The sequence below is a fragment of the Actinokineospora guangxiensis genome (assembly GCF_042657845.1).
GTDB lineage: Bacteria > Actinomycetota > Actinomycetes > Mycobacteriales > Pseudonocardiaceae > Actinokineospora > Actinokineospora guangxiensis.
The window spans coordinates 1-26,592 of sequence record NZ_JBHSKF010000017.1; the positions used below are offsets into that span (position 1 = coordinate 1).

Consider the following 26,592-nt stretch of genomic DNA (forward strand, 5'->3'; position numbering starts at 1 on the left):
AAGCCCCCCACCACCAAGCCCACCACCACGCGCCCCTCCAAGCCCACAACAGCACCCACGACACCCCCGCCCACCACGTCCAAGAAGCACCCCGTCCTGGACCTCACCCCCCTCTGCCACGGCGCACTACCCAAATGGCTCCGCTGGGACCTCCCCTGCTGACACAGGAACACAGGCACACGAACACGGCGCACGAGCACACGGGCACGGGCACGGGCACGGGCACAAAACCCCAGTCCGCAAGAACTTTCGCCCCCACCCGCTCCAACGCAACACCCTCCCGCCAACTGTCCGATGGGGTGGAGTTGATTCTGCGGGGAGAGAAGGGGCGCTGCGGAAACAACTCCACTCCATCGGACACACCCAGCACACTCGCGGAACCGCGAAGGGCACGCCCTCGGAACCACGAGGGCACGGACCTCATCAACCACCCCCCGAAACGCCTGGTTAAACTCCGCCCACATGGCGTTCGCAGAGACCGTGCTGTCCCACCTCCCGGAACCGGTCCAAGCCACCCTGGCCAAGCACCGCGAACTCCTCCGCTTCGCCACAGTCGGAGCCATCTGCTTCGTCGTCACCAACGCCGTCAACTACACCCTCAAACTCACCGTCCTCACCGCGAACCCCGTCACCGCCCTCGCCATCGCGGTCATCATCGCCACGATCGTGTCCTACGTGCTCAACCGCGAGTGGTCCTTCAGCACCAGAGGCGGCCGCGAACGCCCCCACGAAGCAGCCCTCTTCTTCCTGATCAGCGGCATCGGCGTGGCCATCAACTCCGCCCCCCTCGCAGCCTCCCGCTACCTCTTCCACCTCAAGGTCCCCGAGGTCTCCAGGTTCACCCAGGAGGTAGCCGACTTCGCCTCGGGAATCGTCCTCGGCACCCTGCTGGCCATGGTCTTCCGCTGGTGGGCGTTCAAGAAGTGGGTCTTCCCCCAGGCCGACGCCCGCGTGCGACGCCTGCGCACGGTCCCCGCCCCGGCGGACAAGGCGGCGTGACCGCCGCGAATCCGTAGACTGCGGCGGTGTCCGTAGTCGAATCGGTGCTCGCCATCATGCCCGCGCCGCTGCGCAAGGTGCTGCTCAAGCACCGCGAGCTGCTCAAGTTCGGGATCGTCGGCGCGACCACCTTCGTCATCGACAACGCCATCTGGTTCGTGCTGAAGTTCACGGTCCTGGAGGACAAGCCGATCACCGCGAAGGCGATCGCCGTCATCATCGCCACGATCGTGTCCTACGTGCTCAACCGCGAGTGGTCCTTCCGCACCAGAGGCGGCCGCGAACGCCACCACGAGGCGGCCCTGTTCTTCCTGATCAGCGGCTGCGGCGTCGGCATCAACCTGATCCCGCCCTACATCTCCCGCTACGTCCTCGACCTGGAGACCCCGCACGTCAGCCTGCTGGTCCAGGAGACCGCGGACTTCATCTCCGGCTCGATCATCGGCATGCTGCTGGCGACCGGTTTCCGGTTCTGGGGCTTCCGCAAGTGGGTCTTCCCCGACCAGCTCCGCGAGCAGAAGACCTACGACTAGCGCGGAATCTTCTCGGCGGGCCACCGCACGCCCGGGAAGTCGCCCGCCTTCGGCATGCGCAGGAACACCGAGAAGGTGGCCGGGCGCGCCGTGGACAGCTCCAGCCTGCCGCCGTCGGAGTCCACCAGCGCCCGCGCCAGGGCCAGGCCGAGCCCGGTCGAGCCCGCCCCCGACACGCCCCGGTCGAAGATGTGCGGCACCAGCTCGTCGGGCACCCCCAGCCCGCCGTCGGCGACCTCCACCACCACGGTCTCCCCGCTCAGCCGCGCGGTCAGCGTGACGGTGCCGCCGCCGTGGCGGTGCGCGTTGTCCAGCAGCACGCCGATGACCTCGCGCAGCCGCGCCGGGGTGGCCCGCACGACCAGGTTGGCCTGCAGCCGCAGCCGCAGCGAGCGCCCGTCCTGGCGCAGCGGCTTGCGCCACTCCTCGGCGATGGCGGTCAGCTCCCTGGCCAGGTCCACCACCTCGGCGCCGCCGGAGCGGGCGACCCGGGCCGCGGCCAGCAGCTCGTCGAGCACCTCGGCGAGCCGGTCGGCCTGGGCAAGGCCCGCGCGGGCCTCGGCCGCGGTCTCCTCGTCCGACATCGTGGCCAGCGTCTCCAGCCGCAGTTGCAGGGCGGTGAGCCTGCTGCGCAGCTGGTGGGAGACGTCGCCGACGAGGTCGCGCTCGCGCTGGATGAGCAGGCCCAGAGCGGTGGCCGAGGCGTCCAGGGCCTCGGCGACGGAGTCCAGCTCGGCGAGGTCGTAGCGGGTGCTGTCGAGGCGGAAGTCGCCCGCGCCGAGCCTGCTCGCCCGGTCGGCGACGTGGCGCAGCGGCCGTGCGATGCGCTTGGCGGTGACCGTCGCCACGGCCGCGCCGATCCCGATGGTGATGATGATGACCAGCGCCACGAGCAGCGCGACCTGCGTCTGCTGGGTGCGCATCTGCCCGTCGGGGACCATCACCCGCACCGTGCCGCGCTGCACCATCGGCACGGACTCCTCGACGGTGTCACCCTCGATCTCCGGCCCGAGCACCCGGGTGCCCTCACTGGGCAGCATGACCTCCAGCCGCCCGCCCGGCGGGATGACCACGGCCACCTTGCGCAGGTCGACCGGGCGGCGGTTGGCGATCTCCTCGTCCAGCACCGCCGCCATCTGCTGGGCGCGGGTGGCCAGGTCGGCGCGGGTGATCTGCTCGACGATCTGCAGCGCGGTGTAGCCGAGCGGAATGCCCAGGGAGCACGCGGTGACCAGCACCGCGAGCATGATCGCCATCAGGATGCGGCGGCGCACGTCAGTCCGCGTTGAACCGGAAGCCGACGCCGCGCACGGTGGAGATGCGCCGCTCCGCGGCGCGCGGGCCGACGTCGCCGAGCTTGCGGCGCAGCCACGACATGTGCATGTCGAGGGTCTTGCTGCCCTTCAGCTCGGGGTCGCTCCACACCTCGGACAGGATCTCCTCGCGGGTCACCACCTGCCCGGCGCGCTGGATGAGCACGCGCAGCAGCTCGAACTCCTTGTTCGCCAGGTTGATCTCCGCGCCGTCGACGGTGACGACGCGGCCGGCGAGGTCCATGCGCACGCCGTTGACGTCGATGGCGCCCGGGGCCTGGCGGCGCAGCAGCGCGCGGATGCGGGCCAGCAGCTCGGCCAGGCGGAACGGCTTGGCGACGTAGTCGTCGGCGCCCGCGTCCAGGCCGACGACGAAGTCCACCTCGTCGGCGCGGGCGGTCAGCATCAGCACCGGGATGGTGCGGCCCGCCGCGCGCAGCCGCCTACACACGTCGAGCCCGTCGAGGCCGGGCAGGCCGAGGTCGAGCACCAGCAGGTCGGAGCCGCCCGCGGTGGCCACGTCCAGGGCCCGGTGGCCGTCGCCGACGACCACGACCTCATAGCCCTCCCGGTGCAGCGCCCGGGAGAGCGGTTCGGCGATGGCCGTGTCGTCCTCGGCCAGAAGCACCACGCTCACGGTGCACAGCGTAGGCGTGACACGATCGCGAGCGTGTCAAGCGACCTCGACTTCGCCCTCCGCCTCGCCGACCTGGCCGACGGGATCACCTCGGCGCGCTTCCGGGCGCGCGACCTCGTGGTGACCAGCAAGCCCGACCGCACCCCGGTCACCGACGCCGACACCGCCGTCGAGGACGCGGTCAGGGCCATGATCGCCGAGGAGCGCCCCGGGGACGCGGTGGCGGGCGAGGAGCGCGGCGGCCAGGTCCGCGCGGGCCGCACCTGGGTGCTGGACCCGATCGACGGCACCAAGAACTTCCTGCGCGGTGTACCCGCCTGGGCGACGCTGATCGCGCTGGTCGAGGGCGGCGCGCCGGTGGTCGGCGTGGTCAGCGCGCCCGCGCTGGGCAGGCGCTGGCACGCCGCGCGCGGCGAGGGCGCGTGGCTGAGCGCGGGCGGCGACCCGCTGCGCCTGTCGGTCTCGGGGGTCGCCGCGCTGTCGGACGCGTACCTGTCGACCACGCACCTGGGCACGTGGACGGAGTTCCACTCGCGGGAGAAGTACCTGGATCTGGTGGACGCCTGCTGGGAGAACCGGGCGTTCGGCGACTTCTGGTCGCACTGCCTGGTGGCCGAGGGCGCGATCGACGTCGCCGCCGAGGCCATCGTGAACCCGTGGGACGTGGCCGCGGTGCAGGTGCTGGTGCAGGAGGCTGGCGGGCGCTTCACCGACCTGGCGGGCGCGGCCCGCTTCGACGGCGGCTCGGCGGTGTCCACCAACGGCCTGCTGCACGACGCCGTGCTGGACGTCCTGCGCCGCTGAGCCCTACTTGGCCGAGGCGGGCAGCACGCCGACGGCGCCCCGCACGACCTGCGACCACACCAGCCTGCCGAACAGGTAGTGGCAGGCGACCTGCTCGTTGCTGAAGCGCGCCCAGTCGTAGCGGTTGCCCTGCTCGCGCCAGAACACCTCCCAGGCGTCGCCCGCCGGGTCGCGCAGCAGGCACCAGGTGTTGTCCACCTCGGCCCCGATGGAGACGACCTGGTCGGGGACGCCGACCGCGCGCAGCCACTCGGCGATGGAATCGGCGTTCACCGCTCGTCCTCCGTGATCTCGACCAGGTACCCCAGCGCCACCAGTTCGACGGCCGACCGGGTAGTGCGCAGCCGGATGCCCCCGCCGCGCTGGGCGAACCAGGGCGCCGACGCCGTCCGCCACGCGGGCAGCGGCCGCACGACGGTGTAGCGGCGCAGCGGCGCGTCGAGCTGGGCGGGCGGCAGCGACCGGGCGGCGAACGGCGTGGCGTCCTCGGCGAACACCCGCCCCTCCGGCGTGCCCACGCGGTCCAGCGGGGTGCCCGGCTCCAGCACGACCGGCTCGCCGTCGGCGCAGCCGCCCTCGGGGTACTGCTCGCCGGGCGGCCACGCGTACTCGGCCCGGCCGCGCCCGTCGGCGGGCCGGACGAGGAAGCGCCGCTCCCAGTCGCGCTCGTGCATGCCGCCCAGCGGGTCGTACACCTCGGCGATGCGGGCGGTCGAGCCGCCTTCGGTGCGGGTGACGGGGGCCGGCGTGGTCGCGTCGACCAGGCGGGCGTCGGGATGGTCGTCGGGCGGGAACCGCAGTCCGGCGGCGTAGTCCACCTCGGCCTGCGGCGCGGGCAGCTGCAGGTGCGGCTCGTCGACGACCTGCGGCAGGTGCCCGATCGGGAACAGGTGCAGCAGGAACAGCGACAGCTGGTCGCGGTGCGCGTCCCCGATGGCCGCCCCCGCGAACACCCCCGGCAGCCGGGCGAGCCCGCTGCGCTCGGCGGGCGGCGCGGCGGGCGCGCCGAAGGGCTTGCTCCCGCTCGCCCCGCCGAGGAACGCGCCTGGCGGGACGACCAGCGGAACGGCCGCGAACCCGGCGGCGGGCGTCGGCTCGCTGTCGTCGGAATCGAACGGGTCGAACGGGGAGGCGTCGTCGGGCTCGCCGATCCGGTGCTCCCCGGTGCCGTCGGCCCGCCCGCTCTGGCCCCGCTGGTCCTGCGCACGCTGGTCCTGGCCGCGCTGGTCCTGGCCGCGCTGGTCCTGGCCGCGCTGGTCCTGGCCGCGCTGGTCGTGGGCACGGCTGTCGCCCTGCTGGGGAAGGTCGGCGCGCATCGGCGCGCCCGAGTGCGCGCGGGGACCGGGCAGCGCGGGTCCCCCCGCACCGCCCACGACTCCCGCGACGGCCCCCGCCGCGCCGGCCGCGCCCGGTGCCGCCGCCACCGGCGCGGCCCCGCCACCGGGCTGCGCGCTCGCGGCGGGCGCGTCCAGCACCGCGGCCGAGGCCGCCTGCACCGTCTCCACCACCGGCATCCCGGCGGGCGGGGTCGGCAGGTCCATCGCCCACTCGTCCGCGGGCCCTGGCCGCACGGCGGACTCGACGGCCCCGCCGCCCGCCACCTCGCGCCCGCCGCCCGCGTCCTGTCCCACGACCGTGTCCGCCACCCCACCGCCCGCGGTGTCGCCGACCCGGTCGGCCGCGCCGCCCACCCCGTCCGCGACGGCGCCGACCAGCTCCCCGGCCCCCCGCACCGCGCCACCCACGGAGTCAGCCACTCCCCCGACCAGCTCCCCGGCCCCCTGAACCACGCCTCCCGCCACGTCGGTCACTCCGCCCACCAGCCCCCCGGTCTCCCGAACCACACCGCCCACCACGTCGCCGATCCCCGACACCGCACCCTCGACGGCTCCGCTCACCCCGCCGACCGCTCCCTGCACCGCGCCCAGCACCCCACCAGCGCCTCCCTCCCGGCCGCCACCCGTCCCACCTACGGCCTGCTCAACCACCGCACTCACCCCGCCAACCGCGCCCTGCACCGCACCCGTCACCCCGCCCAACAACCCACCGGAGCCTGTCCCGCCCGGCAACCCACCTGAGCTTGTCCCGCCAACCGCCTGCTGCACCTCCCCGCTGACCGCCCCCGACACCCCGCCCAGCAACCCGCCGGAGCCCTGCCCACCCGTTCCGCCGACGGCCTGCTCCACCACCCCGCTCACCCCGCTGACCGCACCCTGCACCGCACCCGTCACCCCGCCCAGCAGCCCACCGGAGCCCTGCCCCTGACCGTCCCCGCTCCCCACGGCGGCCACCCCCGGCACCGCCGTGGTCACCCCGCCGAGCGGCCCGTCCGCACGCTCCCCCGACGGTCCCGCGGCCACCTCCCCGACCGTGCTCCGCACGGTCGTGGTCACCCCGCTGATCAGCCCGCCCGCGACGCCGCCCCGGGACGGCGCCTCGACCGGGCGCGCACCGGGGTTGGCCTGCGCCACCTGGCGCGTCGAGGTCACGTCGGGCCCGCCCGGCGCCACCGCGCCCACCAGCGTGTCCGTCACCGCCGCCAGGTTCGCCGCCGTGGCCCTGACCCCGGTGTCGACCCCCAGCAGCGCCGCCGGGGTGCCGACGGCCCGCGCCGCCTCGGTGTTCTTGCTCAGGTCGACCAGCTGCCGGACGATCTCCACCTTCGCCGCGCCGACCTGCTCGGCCGCGTGCTCCAGCCGGTCGGCCGCCGCGAGGCAGCCGCGCGCGGTCACCGTCAGGTGTCCGCTGTCCGCGCCGACGTATCCCGTCCAGTGCGCCCTGGCCGCGTCGGCCGCCTCGCCGCTGAACGCCCCGAACGCGGAGCTGGCGGTGGTGTCGGCGTCGCCGGTCAGGGTGGTCATGCGGGTGGCGGCCTCGCGCCAGGCGGCAGCGGCGGCGCGCATGGCGTCCTCGTCGGCCTCCGGCCAGCGCACGCCCGTCGCCGCGGCGAGGGGGGCCAGCTCGGGGGGCAGCTCAATGCCCATCGGTGCCCCCCAGCGCGGCGGTGGTGTCGGCCTCGGTGGCGGCGTAGCGCGCCGCGGTGTCGGTCAGGCGGTCGCCGACCTCGCCGAGCCTGCCGGGCAGTGCGCCCAGGTCGCCGAGGGTGGCCTCGGCGCCGGGGGTGTGGGCGGCGGCGAAGCTCGCGCCGACGGCGTCCGCGCCCCAGCACGTGCCGAGGGAGGACAGGCGGTCGGCCAGGTCGCGGTGGATGGCCGAGGCGCGCTCGGCCAGGTCGCCGAACTCGCCCGCGCGGGCGGCCAGCGCGCCCGGGTCGACCTCGAAGCCGGTCACCGCGCGCCCCCGTCCCGGTCGGACTCCAGCCAGGTGGCCCGCTCGAAGTCGAACTCCTCGACCGGCGGGGCCACCTCGGCGGCGCTCAGGTCGGCCAGGCCGCAGCGCAGCGCGGCCGGGTCCGTCCCTGCGGGCAGCACGGGGGCCATGACCTCGTCGGCGGCGCGGGCGGCGCGGGCGCTCGCCTCGGCGACCGTGCCCACCACGACCTGGGCGAGCGCGCCCGGCGGGTGGGTGCGGTAGGCGTCGTCGCGGATGTCGAGCGCGACGAGCGCGCCGTGCGCGGACACCGTCGCGGTGACGGTGCCGCACGGGCTGGCGGCCGCGCACGCGACGGCGCTCAGCGCGCGCTGCACCTCGGCGAGCTGGTCGCGGCTGCGCCGGTGATCCGCGAGCAGCTCATCGACCAGGGCCCGGTGATCGGCACCCATCGCCACCTCCGCGGATACACCCGGACAGACTCCGGTCGACCGTTGGACGGGGGCACCGGCGCCTCGGTTCCCGCCAGATTCAGTCGGCTTGCGGGGTCCAGGTCAGGGCGGTCATCGCGGTGTGGGTCATGACCCGGATGCCGGTCAGCAGGGCCCGCTCGTCCAGCTGGAAGGTCGGCTGGTGCAGGTCGCGCATGGGGCCTTCGCCGTCCCAGACGCCCAGGCGCATGAAGCTGCCCGGCACGTGCTCCATGTACCAGCCGAAGTCCTCGCCGCCGCTGGACTGCTTGGTGCCCGCCAGCGCGTCCTCGCCGAGCGCTGTCCCGATCGCCGAGCGCAGCATCTGGGTGCTCTCCCGCTCGTTGATCACCGGCGGCACGCCGCGGCGGTGCTGCAGCTCGAAGCCGACGCCGGTGGGCGCGAGCAGCGCCTGGACCAGCCCGGAGACCAGCGGCTCCAGCCCGATCCACACGTCGTGGTCGCCGGTGCGCAGGGTGCCGCGCAGCACGCCCTCCTGCGGGACGGCGTTGGGCGCCTCGCCCGCGTGCACCGCGCCCCACACCAGCACGGTGCCCGAGCGCGGGTCGACCCGGCGCGAGAGCAGCGCGGGCAGGCCGGTGATGACGCTGCCGAGCGCGTGCACCAGGTCGGCGGTGAGGTGCGGGCGGGAGGTGTGCCCGCCCGGGGAGGTCAGGCGCAGTTCGAGCAGGTCGGTGGCCGAGGTGATGGCCCCGACCCGGGTGCCGACCCGGCCGACCTCGACCCGCGGGTCGCAGTGCAGCCCGAAGATCCGGTCGACGCTGTCGAGCCCGCCCGCGTCGATGACCTCCAGCGCGCCGCCGGGCATGACCTCCTCGGCGGGCTGGAAGATCAGCCGGATGCGGCCGGGCAGCGGCGGCCCCGAGGCCAGCGCGATGCCGGTGGCCAGCAGGATCGCGGTGTGCGCGTCGTGACCGCAGGTGTGCGCGGCCCCGGGGGCGGTGGAGGCGTAGGGCAGGCCGGTGTCCTCGGTCATCGGCAGCGCGTCGAGGTCGGCGCGCAGCGCGACGCAGCGCTCGCCCTCGCCGATGTCGCAGATCAGGCCGGTGCCGCCGGGCAGGATCTCCGGGTCCAGGCCGTAGGACTTGAGCAGCCCCGCGACCAGCTCGGTCGTGGCGAACTCGCGGCGCGACAGCTCCGGGTGGGCGTGGATGTGGCGGAACCAGGCCAGCACGTCGCCGGTGTTGGCCGCCAGCCAGTCGTCCAGCCAGGCGGGCCCGCGTCCCGCTCCGAGGTCATCCACACTGGGCATACTGACGCCGGTGGGGGTGATCAGCACGGCGGGATCGGCTCCTCTGCCCCCGCGCTGACCCCTGCCGGGGTCCGCGGGCATGTCGGGCCGCGATTCCAACACAGTCACGCGACCCCTCCACTGACCTGCTCGAATGCGCTTCCGATGCTCATTTGCGGTCAATAGTGCACCATGCGGTGCTGACGTCGCCGCCCGTGACCGTGCTCGGCTGGACGGGCGGCACGGTGGAAGCGGTGAGCGGCGGGCGCGCTTCGCCCCGACTGGTCTAATGATCAAGACGATCGGCCGGGACGGGGCGACGAGCGCCTACTTCTTCGCCTTCTTGTGGCGGACCCGGTTCCCGTAGACCACGATGCCGAGCAGCGCGATCGCCACGACGGCGATGACCACCTTCTGCTTGCTGTCGGCCGAGTCCTGCTCGGTCGGCGGGTTCAGCGTCGGCCCGGAGGGCGCGGTCGTCTGCGCCACCGCCTCCGTCGCCACGGGTCCGAGCGCGACCGCGCCGAGCACGGCCACCGCGACGAGCATTCCGGTCAGCAGCCGGGACACGCGACCTCCAGGGCGTCAGTGATCACCACCAGCGTAGCCGCACCGCCCCCCTCCACGCAGATACGCCAACCGGGTCACGGGCGATCACCACGGGCGGCACCACGCCGAAAACGTGCTGCGCCAGCTCACCCACCTCTACGCTCCGCTCATCCTGATGCACTCGCAAAGCAAGCGATACAGCATGCGCAGCACCGACCCGTTGGCGACCGCGGCGGCGGGTCACTGCCCGCCGTGCCACGTCCTGACCGACAGCCCGCTCGCCCCCTCCGCCCGTTCGCCTCGCCGAGTGAGGTGGGCTCGGAGACCATCGCGTCGTCGGCGGACTTGACGTTGGTCGCCGATGTGGCACCGATCGTGCCCGGATGCGCACTGCTGGTGGCGAACCGCCACGTCGAGTCGCGCGCGCAGCTGTCCGATTCGGCGCAGCGGGAGTACCGGGAGAGATCGAGAGCTGGTCGATCGCGACCATGTCGGCCAAGTACGGCCCGACGGTCGCCTTGGAGCACGGCTCGGCCGGTGGGGGCGGCGGGTGGTGGCGCCGATGAGCGGGAACCCGGAGTGGGACTGGCGCGCCTACTCCGCCGACACACTCAAGGACGAGTCGCTGCGGCGCACCCAGGAGCTGCGCCTGCTCCTGAGCGACGCCGTGGCGGGCTCGCGGGACGGGATGCCGCTGTCGACCCCGGACTGATCACCCCTCGAACAGCCGGAGGATCTCCTGCGCGGCCAACGTCGCGGTCAGCTCGCCGTCGCGGACCCGCCGTTCCAGTTCCGGCACCTGCGAGCGCACGGCCGGGTGTTCGCGCAGCTGGGTGAGCAGGGTGTCGTGGACCATCGCCCAGGTCCAGTCGACCTGCTGGCGCCGGCGCTTCTCCGCCAGTTCGCCGGAGGCCGAGAGCGCCTTGTGGTGCTGCTCGATCTGCTCCCACAGGGTGTCCAGGCCCAGGTTCTCCGCGCCGCTGCAGGTCAGCACCGGCGGCTGCCAGGTGGCCTCCGGGTTGCGCATGAGGCGCAGGGCCGAGGCCAGTTCGCGGGCGGCGCGCTGGGCTTCGCGGGTGTGGTCGCCGTCGGCCTTGTTGACGGCGATGACGTCGGCGAGTTCCAGGACGCCCTTCTTGATGCCCTGGAGCTGGTCGCCCGTGCGGGCCAGGGTCAGGAACAGGAAGCAGTCGACCATGTTGGCCACGGTCGTCTCCGACTGCCCGACGCCGACGGTCTCCACCAGGACGGTGTCGTAGCCCGCCGCCTCCATCAGCACGATGGTCTCCCGGGTCGCCTTGGCGACGCCGCCGAGGGTGCCGGAGGTGGGCGACGGGCGGATGAACGCCGCCGGGTCGACCGAGAGCCGCGCCATGCGGGTCTTGTCGCCGAGGATCGAGCCGCCGGTCCTGGTCGAGGACGGGTCGACGGCCAGCACGGCCACCCGCCTGCCCGCCCCGATCAGGTTCATGCCCAGGGTGTCGATGAACGTCGACTTGCCCACGCCGGGGACGCCGGTGATGCCGACGCGGTGCGCGCCGCCCGCGTGCGGCAGCAGCTCGACCAGCAGTTCCTGGGCGAGGGCGCGGTGGTCGGCGCGGCGGGACTCGACCAGGGTGATGGCGCGCGAGAGCAGCCCCCGGTCACCCGCCAGCACGCCCTTGGCGTACTCGCCGACGTCCACGGTCCTACCCAAGCGAGTGCCCGTGCTGCTCCGCGAGCTTGCCGAGCAGCTCGGCGGCGGCGTCGGCGATGACGGTGCCGGGCGGGAAGATCGCCGCGGCGCCCGCGGCCCGCAGCTCGTCGTAGTCCTGCGGCGGGATGACGCCGCCGACGACGATCATGATGTCCTCGCGGCCCAGCTCCGCCAGCTCGCCGCGCAGCGCGGGCACCAGCGTCAGGTGCCCGGCGGCCAGCGAGTTGACCCCGACGATGTGCACGTCGGCCTCGACGGCCTGGCGGGCGACCTCGGCGGGGGTGGAGAACAGCGGGCCCACGTCGACGTCGAAGCCGAGGTCGGCGAAGGCGGTGGCGATGACCTTCTGGCCGCGGTCGTGCCCGTCCTGGCCCATCTTGGCCACCAGGATGCGCGGGCGGCGGCCCTCGGCCTCGGCGAAGGCGTCCACGACCGCCCGCGCGGAGTCCACACCGGACGATTGGCCGACCTCATCGCGGTACACACCGGAGATCGTACGGATCTGCGCGGAGTGCCTGCCCCACACCTTGCCGAGGGCGTCGGAGATCTCCCCGACGGTCGCCTTGGCGCGCGCGGCGCTGATGGCCAGCTCCAGCAGGTTGCCGTCGGCGTCGGCGGCCCTGGTCAGCGCGTCCAGCGCCGACTGGACGTCCTCGGCGGAGCGCTCCTCGCGCAGCCGCCGCAGCTTCTCGATCTGCTGGGCCCGCACACCGGCGTTGTCGACCTTGAGGACGTCGATCTGCTCGTCCTCGGTGAGCCGGTACTTGTTGATGCCGATGACCGGCTGGCGCCCGGAGTCGATGCGCGCCTGGGTGCGCGCGGCGGCCTCCTCGATGCGCAGCTTGGGGATGCCCGCGTCGATCGCCTGCGCCATGCCGCCCGCGGCCTCGACCTCGGTGATGTGACCCCACGCCTTGGCCGCGAGGTCGGCGGTCAGCCGCTCCACGAACGCGCTGCCGCCCCACGGGTCGATCACCCGCGTCGTGCCGGACTCCTGCTGCAACAACAGTTGCGTGTTGCGGGCGATGCGCGCGGAGAAGTCCGTCGGCAGCGCCAGCGCCTCGTCGAGGGCGTTGGTGTGCAGCGACTGCGTGTGCCCCTGGGTGGCGGCCATCGCCTCCACGCAGGTGCGCACGACGTTGTTGTAGACGTCTTGGGCGGTCAGCGACCAGCCCGAGGTCTGGCAGTGCGTGCGCAGCGACAGCGACTTCGCCGACTTCGGCTCGAAGCCCTTGACCAGCTTGGACCACAGCAGCCGGGCCGCGCGCATCTTCGCGACCTCCATGAAGAAGTTCATGCCGATCGCCCAGAAGAACGACAGCCGCGGCGCGAACGTGTCCACGTCCAGCCCGGCGCCCCGGCCCGCCCGGATGTACTCGACGCCGTCGGCCAGCGTGTAGGCCAGCTCCAGGTCGGCGGTCGCCCCGGCCTCCTGCATGTGGTAGCCGGAGATGGAGATCGAGTTGTACTTGGGCATGTTCGCCGAGGTGTAGGCGAAGATGTCGGAGATGATCCGCATCGACGGCCGCGGCGGGTAGATGTAGGTGTTGCGGACCATGAACTCCTTGAGGATGTCGTTCTGGATGGTCCCGGCCAGCTTGTCCGGGCTCACCCCCTGCTCCTCGGCGGCCACGACGTAGAGCGCCAGCACCGGCAGCACCGCGCCGTTCATGGTCATCGACACGCTCATCTTGTCCAGCGGGATGCCGTCGAAGAGCGTGCGCATGTCGTAGATGGAGTCGATGGCCACGCCCGCCATGCCGACGTCACCGGCCACCCGGGGGTGGTCGGAGTCGTAGCCGCGGTGGGTGGCCAGGTCGAAGGCGACCGACAGTCCCTTCTGGCCCGCGGCGAGGTTGCGGCGGTAGAAGGCGTTGGACTCCTCGGCGGTGGAGAACCCGGCGTACTGGCGGATGGTCCACGGCTGGTTGACGTACATCGTCGGGTACGGGCCGCGCAGGAACGGCGCGATGCCCGGGTAGGTGCCCAGGAAGTCCAGGCCCGCGGTGTCCTCGGCGGTGTAGACGGGCTTGACCGCGATGCCCTCGGGCGTCTCCCAGGCCAGCGCGTCCGCGCCCTTGCCGGTCGCCTCGTGCAGCGCCGCGGTCCACTCGGCCTGTCCGGCCGGGCTGGGCTCGCCCAGCTCCACGGCGCCGAAGTCGGGGATGGTGCTCATGCCGGGACTCCCAGGTCGTCGTGGGTCTGGCGCAGGACGCCGAGAGCGTCGCAGCCCACGTGCACGAATCCGTCGACGGCGTAGGCGTCGGACGGCTTGCCCGCCAGCAGCACCTTGGCCGCGCCCGCGGCCCGCAGCGCGGCGATGGCGTCCGCGGCGTCAGCGGCGTAGGTCCGGTCGGAGGCGCACAGGCAGGCGATCGCCGCGCCGCTGGCGGCGAAGCGCTCGGCGGCGGTGGCGGCGTCGGCGGCCCCGGCGTCGGGGGTCTGGAAGCCGCCCGCCTGGAACAGGTTCGCCGCGAAGGTCGCGCGCGCGGTGTGCGCGGCGACCGGGCCGAGGGTGGCGAGGAAGACCGTCGGCCGCGCGCCGGATTCGGCCAGGGCGCGGTCGGCGCGGTCGCGCAGGGCCTCGAAGTCCTGGCCGTAGCGCACCACCGGCAGGCCGCCGGTCGGCGCGGGCGGCGCGGCCGGGCGCTCGACCGGCTTCTCGCCCAGGTTGGGGAACTCGCTGATGCCGGTGAGGGCGTCGCGGCGGTGGGCGAGGTTGTCGCGGCGGCGCTCCCAGGTCTCGGCGAGCCGCTCGGCGACGAGACCGGAGTCCAGCGCGGCGACGACGCCGCCCGCGCGCTCGATCTCGGTGAACCACGCCCACGCGGCGCGCGCGAGGTCGTCGGTGAGCTTCTCCACGTACCAGGAGCCGCCCGCCGGGTCGATGACGCCCGCCAGCCGCGACTCGTCGAGCAGCACCGCCTGGGTGTTGCGGGCGATGCGGCGGGAGAAGGCGTCGGGCAGGCCGATCGCGGCGTCGAAGGGCAGCACGGTGACCGCGTCCGCGCCGCCGACGCCCGCGCCGAAGCAGCCGAGCGTGGCGCGCAGCATGTTGACCCACGGGTCGCGCTTGCTGAGCATCGCGGTCGCGGTGACGGCGTGCTGGCGCTGGGCGGCGGTGAACCCGCTGACCTCGGCCACCCGTGCCCACAGCCTGCGCGCGGCGCGCAGCTTGGCGATGGTGAGGAACTGGTCGGCGGTGGCGGCGAAGCGGAACTCCAGCTGCTGGGCGGCCCGCTCGGCGCTCAGTCCGGCCCCGGTGAGCGCGCGCAGGTAGGCCACCCCCGCGGCGATGGCCGCGCCCAGCTCCTGGGCGTCGGAGCCGCCCGCGTCGTGGAAGGGCAGTCCGTCGACGGTGATCACGCGCAGGTTCGGGAATCCCGCGGCGTCCGCGGCGAGCGCGGCGGCGGCGCGCAGGTCCGGCGCGGTGCCGGTGCGGGCCTGGTGGCCGATCGGGTCGGCGCCCAGGCTGCCGCGGGTCTCGGCGGCGGGCACGCCCTTGTCGGCGTGCACGCGCAGCAGCTCGGCGGCGGCGTCGGCGAACTCCGGTCCCGCGTCGAGGGTGACCGGGGCGAGGTCGAGGTAGACGTCGGCGAGCACGTCGCCGAGGCGGCCGATCGGGATGCCGGACTCGCCCGCGACCAGCCACAGCGAGCTGACGCCGTGTTCGAGGTCGGCCAGCAGCGTCGCGGGGGTGGTGCCCGGGTCGGCGTGGCGCTGGCGCACGTCCCACCCGGTGGCGATGTGGCCGTCGGGGCGCGCGCCTCTGGTGTGCGGCGGCAGGCCGGGCATCCCGGCGGTCGCGCCGTCGGCGTCCTCGGCGGTGTAGAGGGGGGCGATGTCGATGCCGTCGTAGGTGCGTGTGGTGAGCAGTGATTCCACGGGTACGTCGTCCGGCACGTCGCCGGTCTTGCGCAACACGCCCGCGACCAGCTCGCGCCACTGGGCGCGGGTCGCCTCCGGGTGCTCGCCCGCGAGCACCAGGCCATCCGATGTCATGCGCGGCATGCTACGGATCCTCCTCGGGCGAAGTCTGTGAAACGTCCGGATTGATGATCCCGGCCGGACGGCCCGGTTCGGCCGTTGTGTGGGCTTTCCCACCGGCCCGCGCTCCCATCAGGGATGATGGCGCCCGTGTCGACCAGTGCAGCCGGGCAGCGCCTCATCGGAGGCCGGTACCGGCTGCGCGGGGTCATCGGCCAGGGGGCCATGGGAGTGGTCTGGTCGGCCTACGACGAGCATCTGCGCCGCCCAGTGGCGGTCAAGGAGGTGCGCCGCCAGCCCGGGGTGTCCGACGCCGAGGCCGCCGAGCTGCGCGAGCGCACGCTGCGCGAGGCCCGCGCGATCGCGGTGCTGGCCCACCCCAACGTGGTGACCCTGCACGACGTGGTCAGCGAGGGCGACGAGCCGTTCGTGGTCATGGAGTACGTGGTGTCGCTGAGCCTGGCCCAGGTGCTGCGGCTCAACGGCCCGTGCACCGACGCCCAGGCCGCGGTGCTGGGCGGTGCGGTGGCCTCCGGGCTGCTGGCCGCGCACGCCGCCGGGATCACCCACCGCGACGTGAAGCCGGGCAACGTCCTGGTCGGCACCGACGGCATGAGCGGGACGGTCAAGCTGACCGACTTCGGCATCGCGCGCAACGTCTCCGAGCGCACGCTGACCCGCAGCGGGATCATGCTCGGCTCACCCGCCTACATCGCCCCCGAGGTCGTCTCCGGCGAGGCCGTCACCCCCGCCGCCGACCTGTGGGGCCTGGGCGCGACGCTGTTCGCCGCGGTCGAGGGCCGCGCCCCCTACGACCCGGACGCGCCGGTGCTGGAGACCCTGCACCGGGTCGTCGACGGCGACGTGCCGCTGCCCGAGCACGACGGCCCGCTGCGCGAGGTCATCACCGGCCTGATGGTGAAGGACCCCGCCGCGCGGATGCCGCTGCAGCAGGTCAGGGCGCTGCTGCACCCGATGCAGCCCGCGCCGGGGATCTCCGTGTTCGCCGACATCCGCACCTCGGCCGCCGACGCCGAGACCGTCATCACCCGACCTGCCGGGCCCCCCGCCGAGACCGGTGCGCCCACCGGGAGCCCCGAGGACAGTCCCGATCCGGGGCCCGCCGAGGAACCGGCGGAGACCCCGGCGCCCGCCCGGCCGGAGTCACCTGGCGAGCTGAGCGTGCCGCTGGCCGCCGCGCCCGGCCCGCTGCCGTTCGACCCGCCCGCCGTCCGCTCCCGGGGCGCGGTCGCCGCCGCGGTGCTGACCCTGGTCGCGGCCGTGGTGTTCGGCGGCGCGGCGGCGGGCGGGTTCGCGCTGGCCAGGACGGTCGGCGGCGAGCCCGTGCTGCCCGCGACGACCACGACGACCGCCCCGCCCCCGCCGGAGACCCCGGTGACGCGCCTGGTGCCGCGCGGCGCGGACGCCGCCACGCTGGCGGGCGAGCAGGGCGGCGGGTTCTCCGTGCCGGTGCCCGAGGACTGGGTCAAGTTCGTGGAGCAGCGCTCGGCCGAGACCCTGCCCGACAGCACCCGCGTGCACTGGGTCGCCCCGACCGGCACCGCCGACCTCGTGGTCGAGCGCTTCCCCGGGTACCTGCGCGGGCACAAGGTGCCCGAGTACGAGGCGGCGCTGCGCGGCCGGGCCCCCGAGTACCGCCTGGTCGCCTCCACCCCGATCGGCGAGACCGGGGTCCGCCTGACCTACCGCACCGTCGAGTCCTTCCCGGACGCCCCGGGCTCGCCGCTCCCGGACCTGGCCAGGGTGACCTTCGCCGACGTCCGCCCGGTCGGCGAGGACCTGTGGGTGGTGTCGCTGACGGTCCCGATCGAGCAGGAGGGCTCGGCGCGCTCCGGGCTGTTCACCGAGATCACCGCCGGGTTCGCGGTCGCGGCGGCCTAATCGGGGTACTGGAAGACCTCGTCCAGGCCGACGCCGAAGACGCGGGCGATCTGGAAGGCCATCTCCAGCGACGGCGAGTACTTGCCCTGCTCGATGGCGATCACCGTCTGCCGGGTCACGCCGACCCGCTCGGCGAGGTCGGCCTGCGTCATCTGGCCGTGGGCGAAGCGCAGCGCGCGGATCGAGTTGGTGACCTTCGTGGACTTCACCACGCGTGCAGCCCGCGCTGGTAGGCGGCGATCCGGGCGGCGGCGGCGAGGCTGGCGGAGAGCACGAAGCAGAGGTATACCGCATTCGCGATCCAGAAGTGTCCCGCCTCCAGCAGGGCCAGCGCCATCGCCGCGACCGCGCCGACGATCACGAACGACTGTCCGATGTGGTCGCCGAAGCGGCCGATCTCGCGGTCGCGCTCGTCGGTGGCGGTGTCGCGCTTGATCACCCCGACGGCGATGCGCAGGACGATGCCGGCCGCAATGGCCGCGCCGATCGAGACGAGCAGCGGCCCGGTGTAGGCGACCTCGGCCAGTGGCGCGCCGCCCGCGCGGGAGAGGACCACGGCGAGGTAGACGCCGTAGCCGGCGAGCGCGACGACGAGGTCGATCCAGGCGCTCTTGTGCTCGTAGGCCATGAGCGGGAATGTAAAGCTAAGCAGACACCATGTCAAACTTCCTTGACTAGCTCCTCGACGTGGGCGAGCATCGCCCGGCGGTCGGCCGGGGCGATGGTCGTCCAGCTGACGCCGTCGGCGTTGACCGAGACCAGCTGCACGTAGCGGCCGTCGGCGGTGTCGAAGAAGCTCACCGTCCGCCCGGTGCGCCGCCGCCTGCCGTAGCGGTCGCGGTGCGCGCAGCCGAACTGCCCGCGCGCGGCCAGCGGTCCGATCATCTCCCCGAGCCCGCGCGCGTCGTCGCCGCGCACGCCGCGCGCGGCCAGCGCGGCGGCGAGGTCGCCCGCCGGGGCCGCCGCGGCGAGGTCGGCGGTCGGCAGGGTGACCGAGCGCCCGCTCCCGGCGGGCACCGGCGGGGCGACCGACACCGCGTGCCGGGCCAGGCCGCCATCGATCTCCCGCAGCCGCAGAGCGCCCTCGGTGAGCACGGCCAGCACAGCCGTGCCGCCTGCCAGCGCCGCCAGCGCCCTGGTCTCCCGCCCGCCCCAGACCCGCACGTCGACGGCGGACTCGGGCCGGGCGAGGACGGCCAGCATCCCGGCCAGGCCGGGGTCGATCTCGGGGTGGTCGGCCAGCCCGCGCCGGGCCAGCCCGTCCCACGCGGCGCGCACCAGGGCGGCCCGCTCGGCCGTGGAGCGGCCGGGCGATGGCACCCGCAGCACGACGGGGAACTCCTCGACGCCCAGCCGCTCGCCGAGCACGTCGAACTCCACCGCGGACAGCTCCACCGCGGGCGCGTCCTCGGCGAACAGGCCGGAGCCCACCGAACCCACCAGGCCCGTCAGCCGCCGATCACCGACGGCGGCAGGGTGTGGTCCTCGCCGTCGACGGAGACGTTCTCGGTCACGTTCTCGGTGTCGCCCAGGTCGCGGTTGCGGCCCGCGACCGCGCGCGGGGCGGGGCCGTCGGCGGCGTCGGCGAACCACTGGGCCGAGCCGATCGCCTCGGTGCCGAAGCGCCGCGGGCCCATCTTGTCCATGCCGCCCCCCGCACCCGCGGCGCCGGCGCCGCCGACGGGGGCGCCCGCCGCGCCGTGCGGCGGCGGTGCGCCGGGGGCCAGTGCGCCGCGGTCGGCGCCGGAGGTCGAGCCGTGCGGGTCGCGGCCGTGGTGGGCGGAGTCGGCGCCCATCGCGCCCGCGCCCATGGCGTGGCCGGGCGCGCGGCGCTCTCGGACACGGTCGCCCCCGCGGGGGGCGCCGAGGGCGACCGGTCCCGCGCCGAAGTTCTCCATGGGAGCGGCTCCGGCGAGCATTCCCGGCGCGGGCAGCAGCGGGCGCTGCGGGCGCACCAGGTCGGCCTGGGCGCCGGAGGCGCCCGTGCCGGACAGGTGGTGGGGCTCGCGGGGACCCGGCCGGTGGTCGGCGCGGTCGTGCGGGTCGCCCACGTGCCCGACCACGCCCGAGACGCCGGTGCCGAAGCGCACGCCGGGACCGCCGCCGCGCTGCACCCCGCCGGCGCGCACGACCGCGGCCGGGTTCTCGAACGGGGCCAGGACCGCGAGGTTCTGCTTGGTGTTGTTCTCGTAGGCCGTCATGACCTCGACCGCGCGCTGCTCGCCCGCGGCCTTGGCGGCCTCGACGGGCTCGGCGTCGGTCTGCGCGCCGACGACCTGCACCGCGGGCGGCACGGTCGGGTCGGGGGCCATCGGGGTGACGCCCTCGGGGGCGGGCATGTCCGCGCGGGCCCTGGCGATGTGGTCGCCCTGGTTCTCCACGGCCACCCGCATGGTGGCGGCGTTCTCCGAGGTCGTCTTCGCCCAGGCCGAGAGCGGGATGAGCCGCTGGTAGGCCGCGCCCGCGGCCCGGCCGACCCAGCCGGTGCCCGCGGCGCTCAGCGAGGTCTCCAGCTGGTGGCCGACCTCGTCGAGGGCTGCGGTCAGCTCGGCCCAGCGCCGCGACGGGGTCGCCGACGCGGTCGCGCCGGGGCCCTCGTGCAGCATCCGGTACAGCTCCTCGTGGCTGAACCCGCGCCAGCGGGTCCCGTCCTCGGCGGGCTGGGTCTGGGCGGGCGGGGCCTGGGTGTCGGTCATGCGCCGTCCTCGATCGTCTGGCTCACCGATGCGGTGTTGTCGTCCTCAAGGCCCTGGTACTGCTCGGCGGTCTTGTCCAGGTTGTCCACCGCGGCGTCGAGCTGGGCGCGGAAGGCCAGCAGCGCCTCCAGCGCGGCGCCCTCGACATGGCTGGACAGGGCGTTGACGGACTCCGCCGCCGAGGCGCTGACCGGGTCGCCCGCCCACGGCGCGACCCTGATCTCGGCCTTGGCCAGCTCGATCTGCCGGTCGACGGTGGTCAGCGCGGACAGGAACGCCCTGCGCAGCTCGGGCACCGCGCCCGGTTCCACCCTCAGCAGGTCTTGCTCCGGCATGCCGCCTCCCCGTCACCGCCCGTGGTGCGTCCACTCTATCGAGTGGCCACCCTCGGAAACGACCGTTGTTGGCCAACTGTTTTCCAGACGCTCACGGCCGCCGGTCGGTTCCCCCTGAACGTCGTGACGGTCGCTCAGTCGTTACGCAGGTGCAGGACCGTGGTGCCGTCCACGACCTCCACCTGCGAGAACCCGAGTCTGGCCGCGACCTTGGCCGAGCCCGTATTGGCCGTTTCGTGCCGATAGAAGATCTCCCGCAGCCCCAGGCCGCCGAAGCCGAACCGGATCATCGCCCCCAGCGCCTCGGTGGCCAGGCCCTGCCCGCGCGCGGACGGGTGCGTCCAGCAGCCCGCCTCGCCCACGCCCGCGCCGAGGTCCAGTTCCTTGAGCAGCACCTCGCCGAGCAGCGCGCCGGTCAGCTGGTCGGCGACCGCCCAGGAGAACCGCGTCTCGTTCTCCCAGTCGACGGCGCGCTGGGCGATGTAGGCGCCCGCGGAGGCGAGGTCGTAGACGGCGATGTGCGCCAGCCACCGCCTGCTGATCGGGTCGGTGAACCCCTCCAGGACGGCGGGCCGGTCGTCGACGCGGTCGTCGGCGCGCAGGGCGCGCAGGTAGTACTTGCCCGCGTTGATCTCCACCGGTTCCACCTGGTCAACCTACTGCCCACCGGGAGCGCGCCAGAAGCCGCTCAGAAACGCCGTCTGCGGGAGATGAGCACCACGAGCAGGATCGGCAGCAGCACGAACGGCACGCCCCACCGGAATCCGACCAGCAGGACGCCGAAGGCCAGCACGGCCACCGCGATCGTCGCGGGGTCCCAGCGCCGCGCGGGCGGTCGCGACGGGTGCACGGGCACGGGGTGGTGGTGGCCGTAGTGCGGCGGCGGGTAGGCAGGCGCCGGGTAGGCGGGCGGCGGGTAGGCGGGCGGCGGGGTGATCGGGCCGAAGCGGGGGCGCGGCTCGGGCAGGTCGGCGAAGAGGTCGGCCAGGTCGCCGCGCGTCTTCGCGGTGGCGACGCGGGCCGAGCGCTCCCCGTACTCGTCCACGGTGAGCCGCCCGGCGCCCATGTGCTCGCCGAGGGCGCGCAGCGCGGTCTCCCGCTCGGTGTCCCCGATGCGGACGTGCTCCCACGCTGGCTCGCTCACCCCACGATCCTACGGATCAGCGGGCACGCGCAGCTGAGGTCGCTCTCAGTGACTCCGGGATGCCGGTCCTCGGCTCAGTCCTTGATCTCGCAGAGGACCGCGCCGGTGGTCACCGACTCGCCGGGGGCGACGCCGAGGCCGCTGACGGTGCCCGCCTTGTGCGCGGTGACCGGGTTCTCCATCTTCATCGCCTCCAGGACGACGATCAGGTCGCCCTGGGCCACGGTCGCGCCGTCCTCGACGGCGACCTTGACGATCGTGCCCTGCATCGGCGCGGCGACCGCGTCGCCGGAGGCGGCAGCGCCGCCCTTGCCGCCCGCGCGCCTGCGCGGCTTGGCCTTCGCCGCCACGCCGCCGCCGCCGGAGCCCACCGACAGCGTCCCCGGCAGGCTGACCTCCAGCCGCCGCCCGCCGACCTCCACGACGATGTTCTGCCGCGGCTGCGCCTCCTCGGCGTCCGCGCCGCCCGCGAACGGCTCGACGGTGTTGTCCCACTCCGTCTCGATCCAGCGCGTGTGGACGGTGAACTCCTCGGAGGCGAACGCCGGGTCGCGCACGATCGCGCGGTGGAACGGCGTGACCGTCGCCATGCCCTCGACCACCAGCTCGTCCAGCGCCCGCCGCGACCGCGCCAGCGCGTCCTCGCGGGTGGCGCCGGTCACGATCAGCTTGGCCAGCAGCGAGTCGAACTGCCCGCCGATGACCGTGCCGGACTCCACACCGGAGTCCACGCGCACACCGGGGCCCTCCGGCGCGATCCACTTCGTCACGGTGCCGGGGGCGGGCAGGAAGCCGCGGCCCGCGTCCTCGCCGTTGATGCGGAACTCGATGGAGTGCCCGCGCGGCGTCGGGTCCTCTGTGAACCGCAGCCGCTCCCCGGCGGCGATGCGGAACTGCTCGCGCACGAGGTCGATGCCGGTGGTCTCCTCCGAGACCGGGTGCTCGACCTGCAGACGGGTGTTGACCTCCAGGAAGGAGATCGTCCCGTCGAGACCGACGAGGTACTCCACGGTGCCCGCGCCGGAGTAGCCCGCCTCCTTGCAGATCGCCTTGGCCGAGGCGTGGATGTCGGCGCGCTGCTCGTCGGTGAGGAACGGCGCGGGGGCCTCCTCGACCAGCTTCTGGTGGCGGCGCTGCAAGGAGCAGTCCCGGGTGCCGACGACGATCACGCCGCCGTGCTTGTCGGCCAGCACCTGCGCCTCGACGTGGCGCGGCTTGTCCAGGTAGCGCTCCACGAAGCACTCGCCGCGGCCGAAGGCGCTGACCGCCTCGCGCACCGCGGAGTCGAACAGCTCGGGGATCTCCTCCAGCGTGCGGGCGACCTTGAGGCCGCGCCCGCCGCCGCCGAACGCGGCCTTGATGGCCACCGGGAGGCCGTGCTCCTGGGCGAAGGCGATGATCTCGTCGGGTCCGCCGACGGGCTCCTTGGTGCCGGGCACCAGCGGCGCGCCCGCGCGCATCGCGATGTGCCGCGCGGTGACCTTGTCGCCGAGGTCGCGGATGGCCTGCGGGTCGGGGCCGACCCAGACGAGCCCGGCGTCGATGACGGCCTGGGCGAACTCGGCGTTCTCGGAGAGGAAGCCGTATCCGGGGTGCACGGCGTCGGCGCCGGAGCGCTTGGCGGCGTCGAGGACCTTGTCGATGGCGAGGTAGCTCTCGCCCGGCGTGCTGCCGCCCAGGGCGAAGGCCTCGTCGGCGAGGCGGGTGAACACCGCGTCGCGGTCGGGGTCGGCGTAGACGGCGACACTGGTCAGCCCGGCGTCCCGGCAGGCCCGGATGACCCGGACCGCGATCTCGCCCCGGTTCGCGATGAGGACCTTGGTCAAGGCCTTGGTCACGCCGTTCCTCCTTGAGTCGCGCGGGCTGTGGGGGGAGTTTACGGAAGTGACGTGTTCTCGGAACCGAGAGCAACCCCACAATCAGGCGGTTACTGTCCCTCGTACGGAGTAAACCTGTGCGGGGGAGGTGGTCCGCTGTGGCACGGCGCACGCCCCGCGCCGTCGTGGCGACGGCGGTGCTCGGCGCTCTCGTCTTCGCGGGCGCCCTGGGCGGCGCGGCGCTGACCAGGAGCCAGACCCAGATCGCGGGCATCCCGTCCGTTCCGCCCCCACCGCCGCCGAGCACCGGCCCGGCGGCGGGCGGCTGCCTGCGCGAGCCCTGCCGGGTGGTCGGGGCGGCCACGCTGGGTGACACCCGCATCGAGCTGGTGGCCGACTCCGGCGGGATGACCGGCAGACTGCGCATCGGCAGCCCGGGGGCCAGCCGGGTGATCGAGGTCGGCGGCATCGGCAGGCTCGTCGAATCCGGTCCGCTGCAGTGCTATCCGGCGTCGATCTCGGCGTGCCTGGTGCGCGCGGAGGGAGAGCAGGGTCTCACCGGCGTCGTGGTCGTGGGGCGCTCGGACAAGTGGAGCAAGCTGGAGCGCCCGTACCTGTCGACGGCGGGTTTCCTGGGCCTGAACAACGTCGTCGCCGACTCCGGGCCGGAGGTCATCGCGGCGCAGTGCTCGGACGAGGCGTGCGAGTACGGCGTTTACGGGCAGGTGTTCACCCTGGCGGGCACGACGGTGGGCTGCACGCGGCAGTACGCCTCCACCGCCGAGCTGCCCGGCTACCCCTCCGTCGCGCTGTCCTCGGCCCGCCTGGGCGAGTGCGGCTGAGGGCCGCCCCGAGCGGGGACGGCCCTCAGCTGGTCGTGGCTCTTACGCCGGGACCGGCGCGCGCTCGTCCTTGCGCTCGTCCTTGCGCTCCTCCAGCAGCGGCGGTTCACTGGGCCGGTTGAGCACCTCGTCGTCCAGCAGCCCTTCGCCGCGGGCGACCAGCACCGGGACGGTGATCTGCCCGCCGACGTTGGTGGCGGTGCGGATCATGTCCAGGATCGGGTCGATGCCGAAGACGATGGCCACGCCGGTGGCGATCAGCTCCGGCGGCAGGCCGATGGTGCTCAGCGTCAGGGTCAGCATGGTGAACCACCCGGTGGTGCCCGCCGTGGCGAACGCGCCGAACACCGCGACCGCGACGATGCCGACGTACTGCCAGAAGCTCAGCGAGTAGCCGAAGATGTTCGCGATGAAGATCGTCGCGATGGCCGGGTACAGCGCGGCGCAACCGTCCATCTTGGTCGTGGTGCCCAGCGGCACCGCGAAGCCCGCGTAGCCGGGCTCGACGCCGAGGTTGACCGCGGTCTGGCGGCTCAGCGGCAGCGTCGCGCCCGAGGAGCGGGACACGAACGCGAACTGCAACGCGGTCCACGCCTTGGCGAAGAAGGTCTTCGGGCTCACGCCGCCGACGAACTTCAGCAGCAGCGGGTAGACCACGAACAGCACCAGCGCCGAGGCGATGTACACCGAGGCGATCAGCGACAGCAGCGGCTGCACGAACTCGTTGCCGTAGGTGGCGAACGCGTTGCCGATGAGGCCGAGGACGCCGATCGGGGCGAGTCGGATGATCCAGCCGAGGATCTTCTGGATGACGTCGAACACGGCCTGGTTGAAGGTCACGAACGGCTTGGCCCGATCGCCGAGGGCGAAGGTGGCGACACCGACGAGCACCGCGACGAAGACGACCTGCAGGATCTCGCCCTCGGCGAAGGCGGAGACCACATTGCTCGGCACCAGTCCGTTGAGGACGGTCAGCCAGTCGCCCTGGTCGCGCTCGGCGAGGCGCTCCAGCGCCGCCTCGCTCGGGGTGACGCTGACACCGTTGCCGGTGCCCGAGATCAGCCCGACGACGATGCCGATGAGCACCGCGACGAGCGAGGTGATCCCGAACCACAGCAGCGTCTTGCCGCCGAGCCGGGTAGCGGTGCGCGCGCCGCCGAGTCCGCGCAGGCTGGTGAACCCGACGACGATCGCGGTGAAGACCAGCGGAATGACGGTGAACTGCAGCAGCGAGGTGAAGATCGACCCGATGGTGTCGAGGGTCGTGACGAGCCAGTCGGCCTCGGTGGCCTTGGCGATCAGGCCGAGCACCGCGCCGAGGACGAGACCGGCGAGGACGGTGAGGCCGAAGATCAGGGTGCGCCGGTTGCCGGATCGCGGCTGGGCGTCGGGGGAGGCGTCTGTGGACATGTCAGGGCTCCAGGGGAGAGGCCGTGCGGGGAGAGGGCAGGGTGGGATGACTGGTCTGCCGGCGCTTTAGCGCTCAGCGCGACACAGCGAGCTGGCCTGCCGCCGCAAATCGACGTGCAGGCGCTCGGTCAGCGCGATGACACGGAAGGACCTCATCACTGGCATCAAACCAGCCCACGAGTGGGTTTCTTCCCCGCCGAACGGGTGACCGGCGGCACTCCCACTTGCCGGAACAGCCACCCGCCTACCGGTTGACCCACAGCGACGCCACGGACACGCCGAGTTCCCCCAGGAGCCGCCGCAGCAGCGGCAGGCTGATCCCGATGACGCTGGACGGGTCCCCGTCGACCCCGTCGACGAACCAGCCCCCGAGCCCGTCGAGCGTGAACGCCCCCGCGACCTTCAGCGGCTCCCCCGTGGCGACATACGCCTCGATCTCCGCCTCGCTGGGCGCCCCGAACCGGATAACCGTCCCCTCGGTCCCCGCCGCCACCCCGACGACCTCCCCGCCACGCACCCGCAGCAGCGCGTGCCCGGTCAACAGCTCCCCGCTCCCACCCGCCATCCGCCGCCACCGCTCCCGCGCCACCTCAGCCGACGCGGGCTTGCCGACCAACTCCCCACCGAAGTGCAGCATCGAGTCACACCCGATGACCAGCGCGTCCTCGAACTCCCCCGCCACCTCCCGCGCCTTCGCCTCGGCCAGCGCCAGCACGACGTCAACGGGCTTGGCCTCCCCGAGCCCAGCGATGATGGCGTCCTCGTCCACCCCGGAGACCCGCACAACGGGATCAGTCCCCGCCGCCCGCAGGACACCGAGCCGGGCAGGGGACTGGGACGCGAGTACGAACAGCACCTCGAAAGTCTAGAAGCCCCCGAGATCGCCATCCGCGGGACCACACCCACCGCTTCTCCGGGGTGCGCGCCTGCCGCCGC

The 26,592-nt window shown here is 73.9% G+C and carries 28 protein-coding genes; 6 read left to right on the plus strand and 22 right to left on the minus strand.

The window, feature by feature from the left end:
• Positions 1-462 precede the first annotated feature (462 nt).
• Both ACFPM7_RS25515 and ACFPM7_RS25520 read left to right on the plus strand, forming a co-directional pair.
• Positions 463-999, plus strand: coding sequence for a GtrA family protein (locus tag ACFPM7_RS25515; protein ID WP_378250312.1), 537 nt, complete (start codon positions 463-465; stop codon positions 997-999).
• A 26-nt stretch (positions 1,000-1,025) separates the two neighbouring features.
• Positions 1,026-1,532: a GtrA family protein gene (locus ACFPM7_RS25520; RefSeq protein ID WP_378250313.1), complete on the plus strand. Its 507-nt coding sequence runs from the start codon at positions 1,026-1,028 to the stop codon at positions 1,530-1,532.
• Here the strand turns inward: ACFPM7_RS25520 and ACFPM7_RS25525 are convergent.
• A complete protein-coding gene (locus ACFPM7_RS25525; RefSeq protein WP_378250314.1) occupies positions 1,529-2,806 on the minus strand; it encodes an ATP-binding protein in 1,278 nt (425 codons plus the stop codon). The two genes, ACFPM7_RS25520 and ACFPM7_RS25525, sit on opposite strands and share 4 nt — an antisense overlap.
• Position 2,807: 1 nt before the next feature.
• Positions 2,808-3,482: a response regulator transcription factor gene (locus ACFPM7_RS25530; protein ID WP_378250315.1), complete on the minus strand. Its 675-nt coding sequence runs from the start codon at positions 3,480-3,482 to the stop codon at positions 2,808-2,810.
• A gap of 24 nt (positions 3,483-3,506) precedes the next feature.
• Between ACFPM7_RS25530 and hisN the strand changes: the two genes are divergently transcribed.
• A complete protein-coding gene (gene hisN, locus ACFPM7_RS25535; RefSeq protein ID WP_378250507.1) occupies positions 3,507-4,286 on the plus strand; it encodes a histidinol-phosphatase in 780 nt (259 codons plus the stop codon).
• A 3-nt stretch (positions 4,287-4,289) separates the two neighbouring features.
• Here hisN and ACFPM7_RS25540 read toward each other — a convergent pair whose 3' ends face one another.
• The 6 genes from ACFPM7_RS25540 to ACFPM7_RS25565 all read right to left on the minus strand — a co-directional run bounded on the left by ACFPM7_RS25540 (position 4,290) and on the right by ACFPM7_RS25565 (position 9,848).
• Positions 4,290-4,559, minus strand: coding sequence for a hypothetical protein (locus ACFPM7_RS25540; RefSeq protein WP_378250316.1), 270 nt, complete (start codon positions 4,557-4,559; stop codon positions 4,290-4,292).
• The gene (locus ACFPM7_RS25545; protein ID WP_378250317.1) at positions 4,556-7,270 is read right to left on the minus strand and encodes a glycohydrolase toxin TNT-related protein; all 2,715 of its coding nucleotides are present in this window, start codon (positions 7,268-7,270) and stop codon (positions 4,556-4,558) included. Before ACFPM7_RS25545 ends, ACFPM7_RS25540 begins: the two co-directional genes overlap by 4 nt.
• Positions 7,260-7,577 carry a WXG100 family type VII secretion target gene (locus ACFPM7_RS25550; protein ID WP_378250318.1) on the minus strand — a complete coding sequence of 106 codons (318 nt, stop codon included), beginning with the start codon at positions 7,575-7,577 and terminating at the stop codon, positions 7,260-7,262. The genes ACFPM7_RS25545 and ACFPM7_RS25550 overlap by 11 nt, the downstream gene beginning before the upstream one ends.
• Positions 7,574-8,008 carry a YbaB/EbfC family nucleoid-associated protein gene (locus ACFPM7_RS25555; protein WP_378250319.1) on the minus strand — a complete coding sequence of 145 codons (435 nt, stop codon included), beginning with the start codon at positions 8,006-8,008 and terminating at the stop codon, positions 7,574-7,576. The genes ACFPM7_RS25550 and ACFPM7_RS25555 overlap by 4 nt, the downstream gene beginning before the upstream one ends.
• 79 nt (positions 8,009-8,087) lie before the next feature.
• Positions 8,088-9,407, minus strand: coding sequence for an amidohydrolase (locus ACFPM7_RS25560; RefSeq protein ID WP_378250320.1), 1,320 nt, complete (start codon positions 9,405-9,407; stop codon positions 8,088-8,090).
• A 198-nt stretch (positions 9,408-9,605) separates the two neighbouring features.
• The gene (locus tag ACFPM7_RS25565; RefSeq protein WP_378250321.1) at positions 9,606-9,848 is read right to left on the minus strand and encodes a hypothetical protein; all 243 of its coding nucleotides are present in this window, start codon (positions 9,846-9,848) and stop codon (positions 9,606-9,608) included.
• Positions 9,849-10,389: 541 nt separating this feature from the next.
• Between ACFPM7_RS25565 and ACFPM7_RS25570 the strand changes: the two genes are divergently transcribed.
• Positions 10,390-10,539, plus strand: coding sequence for a hypothetical protein (locus ACFPM7_RS25570; RefSeq protein WP_378250322.1), 150 nt, complete (start codon positions 10,390-10,392; stop codon positions 10,537-10,539).
• Here ACFPM7_RS25570 and meaB read toward each other — a convergent pair whose 3' ends face one another.
• Genes meaB through ACFPM7_RS25585 form a run of 3 tightly spaced genes read right to left on the minus strand, consistent with a single transcriptional unit; the run spans position 10,540 to position 15,525 of the window.
• A complete protein-coding gene (meaB, locus tag ACFPM7_RS25575) occupies positions 10,540-11,523 on the minus strand; it encodes a methylmalonyl Co-A mutase-associated GTPase MeaB (protein WP_378250323.1) in 984 nt (327 codons plus the stop codon).
• On the minus strand, positions 11,516-13,699 hold the full coding sequence (gene scpA, locus ACFPM7_RS25580; RefSeq protein ID WP_378250324.1) for a methylmalonyl-CoA mutase: 2,184 nt from the start codon (positions 13,697-13,699) through the stop codon (positions 11,516-11,518). The genes meaB and scpA overlap by 8 nt, the downstream gene beginning before the upstream one ends.
• Complete coding sequence (locus tag ACFPM7_RS25585; protein ID WP_378250325.1) at positions 13,696-15,525, minus strand: methylmalonyl-CoA mutase family protein; 1,830 nt, start codon at positions 15,523-15,525, stop codon at positions 13,696-13,698. The genes scpA and ACFPM7_RS25585 overlap by 4 nt, the downstream gene beginning before the upstream one ends.
• 126 nt (positions 15,526-15,651) lie before the next feature.
• On the opposite strand from ACFPM7_RS25585, the gene ACFPM7_RS25590 reads away from it, so the two are divergent.
• The gene (locus tag ACFPM7_RS25590) at positions 15,652-17,412 is read left to right on the plus strand and encodes a serine/threonine-protein kinase (RefSeq protein ID WP_378250326.1); all 1,761 of its coding nucleotides are present in this window, start codon (positions 15,652-15,654) and stop codon (positions 17,410-17,412) included.
• On the opposite strand, the gene ACFPM7_RS25595 is transcribed toward ACFPM7_RS25590, so the two are convergent.
• From ACFPM7_RS25595 to ACFPM7_RS25630, 8 genes are all read right to left on the minus strand, one after another.
• A complete protein-coding gene (locus ACFPM7_RS25595; RefSeq protein ID WP_378250327.1) occupies positions 17,409-17,624 on the minus strand; it encodes a helix-turn-helix transcriptional regulator in 216 nt (71 codons plus the stop codon). The genes ACFPM7_RS25590 and ACFPM7_RS25595 overlap by 4 nt on opposite strands.
• The gene (locus ACFPM7_RS25600) at positions 17,618-18,040 is read right to left on the minus strand and encodes a hypothetical protein (RefSeq protein WP_378250328.1); all 423 of its coding nucleotides are present in this window, start codon (positions 18,038-18,040) and stop codon (positions 17,618-17,620) included. The genes ACFPM7_RS25595 and ACFPM7_RS25600 overlap by 7 nt, the downstream gene beginning before the upstream one ends.
• A 32-nt stretch (positions 18,041-18,072) precedes the next feature.
• Positions 18,073-18,843: an ESX secretion-associated protein EspG gene (locus ACFPM7_RS25605; RefSeq protein ID WP_378250329.1), complete on the minus strand. Its 771-nt coding sequence runs from the start codon at positions 18,841-18,843 to the stop codon at positions 18,073-18,075.
• Between the two features lie 17 nt (positions 18,844-18,860).
• Positions 18,861-20,108 (minus strand): PPE domain-containing protein, encoded by a 1,248-nt coding sequence (locus ACFPM7_RS25610; protein ID WP_378250330.1) that lies wholly within the window; start codon positions 20,106-20,108, stop codon positions 18,861-18,863.
• Entirely contained in the window at positions 20,105-20,443 is a 339-nt protein-coding gene (locus ACFPM7_RS25615; protein ID WP_378250332.1) for a transcriptional regulator, read from the minus strand. The genes ACFPM7_RS25610 and ACFPM7_RS25615 overlap by 4 nt, the downstream gene beginning before the upstream one ends.
• 134 nt (positions 20,444-20,577) lie before the next feature.
• Positions 20,578-21,090 carry a GNAT family N-acetyltransferase gene (locus tag ACFPM7_RS25620; RefSeq protein WP_378250333.1) on the minus strand — a complete coding sequence of 171 codons (513 nt, stop codon included), beginning with the start codon at positions 21,088-21,090 and terminating at the stop codon, positions 20,578-20,580.
• 41 nt (positions 21,091-21,131) lie between these two features.
• Complete coding sequence (locus tag ACFPM7_RS25625) at positions 21,132-21,587, minus strand: DUF1707 SHOCT-like domain-containing protein (protein WP_378250334.1); 456 nt, start codon at positions 21,585-21,587, stop codon at positions 21,132-21,134.
• 74 nt (positions 21,588-21,661) lie between these two features.
• Entirely contained in the window at positions 21,662-23,425 is a 1,764-nt protein-coding gene (locus tag ACFPM7_RS25630; protein WP_378250335.1) for an acetyl/propionyl/methylcrotonyl-CoA carboxylase subunit alpha, read from the minus strand.
• A gap of 137 nt (positions 23,426-23,562) precedes the next feature.
• Between ACFPM7_RS25630 and ACFPM7_RS25635 the strand changes: the two genes are divergently transcribed.
• Entirely contained in the window at positions 23,563-24,246 is a 684-nt protein-coding gene (locus ACFPM7_RS25635; RefSeq protein WP_378250336.1) for a hypothetical protein, read from the plus strand.
• A 42-nt stretch (positions 24,247-24,288) separates the two neighbouring features.
• On the opposite strand, the gene ACFPM7_RS25640 is transcribed toward ACFPM7_RS25635, so the two are convergent.
• From ACFPM7_RS25640 to ACFPM7_RS25650, 3 genes are all read right to left on the minus strand, one after another.
• Complete coding sequence (locus tag ACFPM7_RS25640) at positions 24,289-25,656, minus strand: dicarboxylate/amino acid:cation symporter (RefSeq protein WP_378250337.1); 1,368 nt, start codon at positions 25,654-25,656, stop codon at positions 24,289-24,291.
• A 66-nt stretch (positions 25,657-25,722) separates the two neighbouring features.
• Complete coding sequence (locus ACFPM7_RS25645; protein WP_378250339.1) at positions 25,723-25,821, minus strand: putative leader peptide; 99 nt, start codon at positions 25,819-25,821, stop codon at positions 25,723-25,725.
• 79 nt (positions 25,822-25,900) lie between these two features.
• Positions 25,901-26,512 carry a Maf family protein gene (locus ACFPM7_RS25650; protein ID WP_378250340.1) on the minus strand — a complete coding sequence of 204 codons (612 nt, stop codon included), beginning with the start codon at positions 26,510-26,512 and terminating at the stop codon, positions 25,901-25,903.
• Between the last annotated feature and the right edge of the window lie 80 nt (positions 26,513-26,592).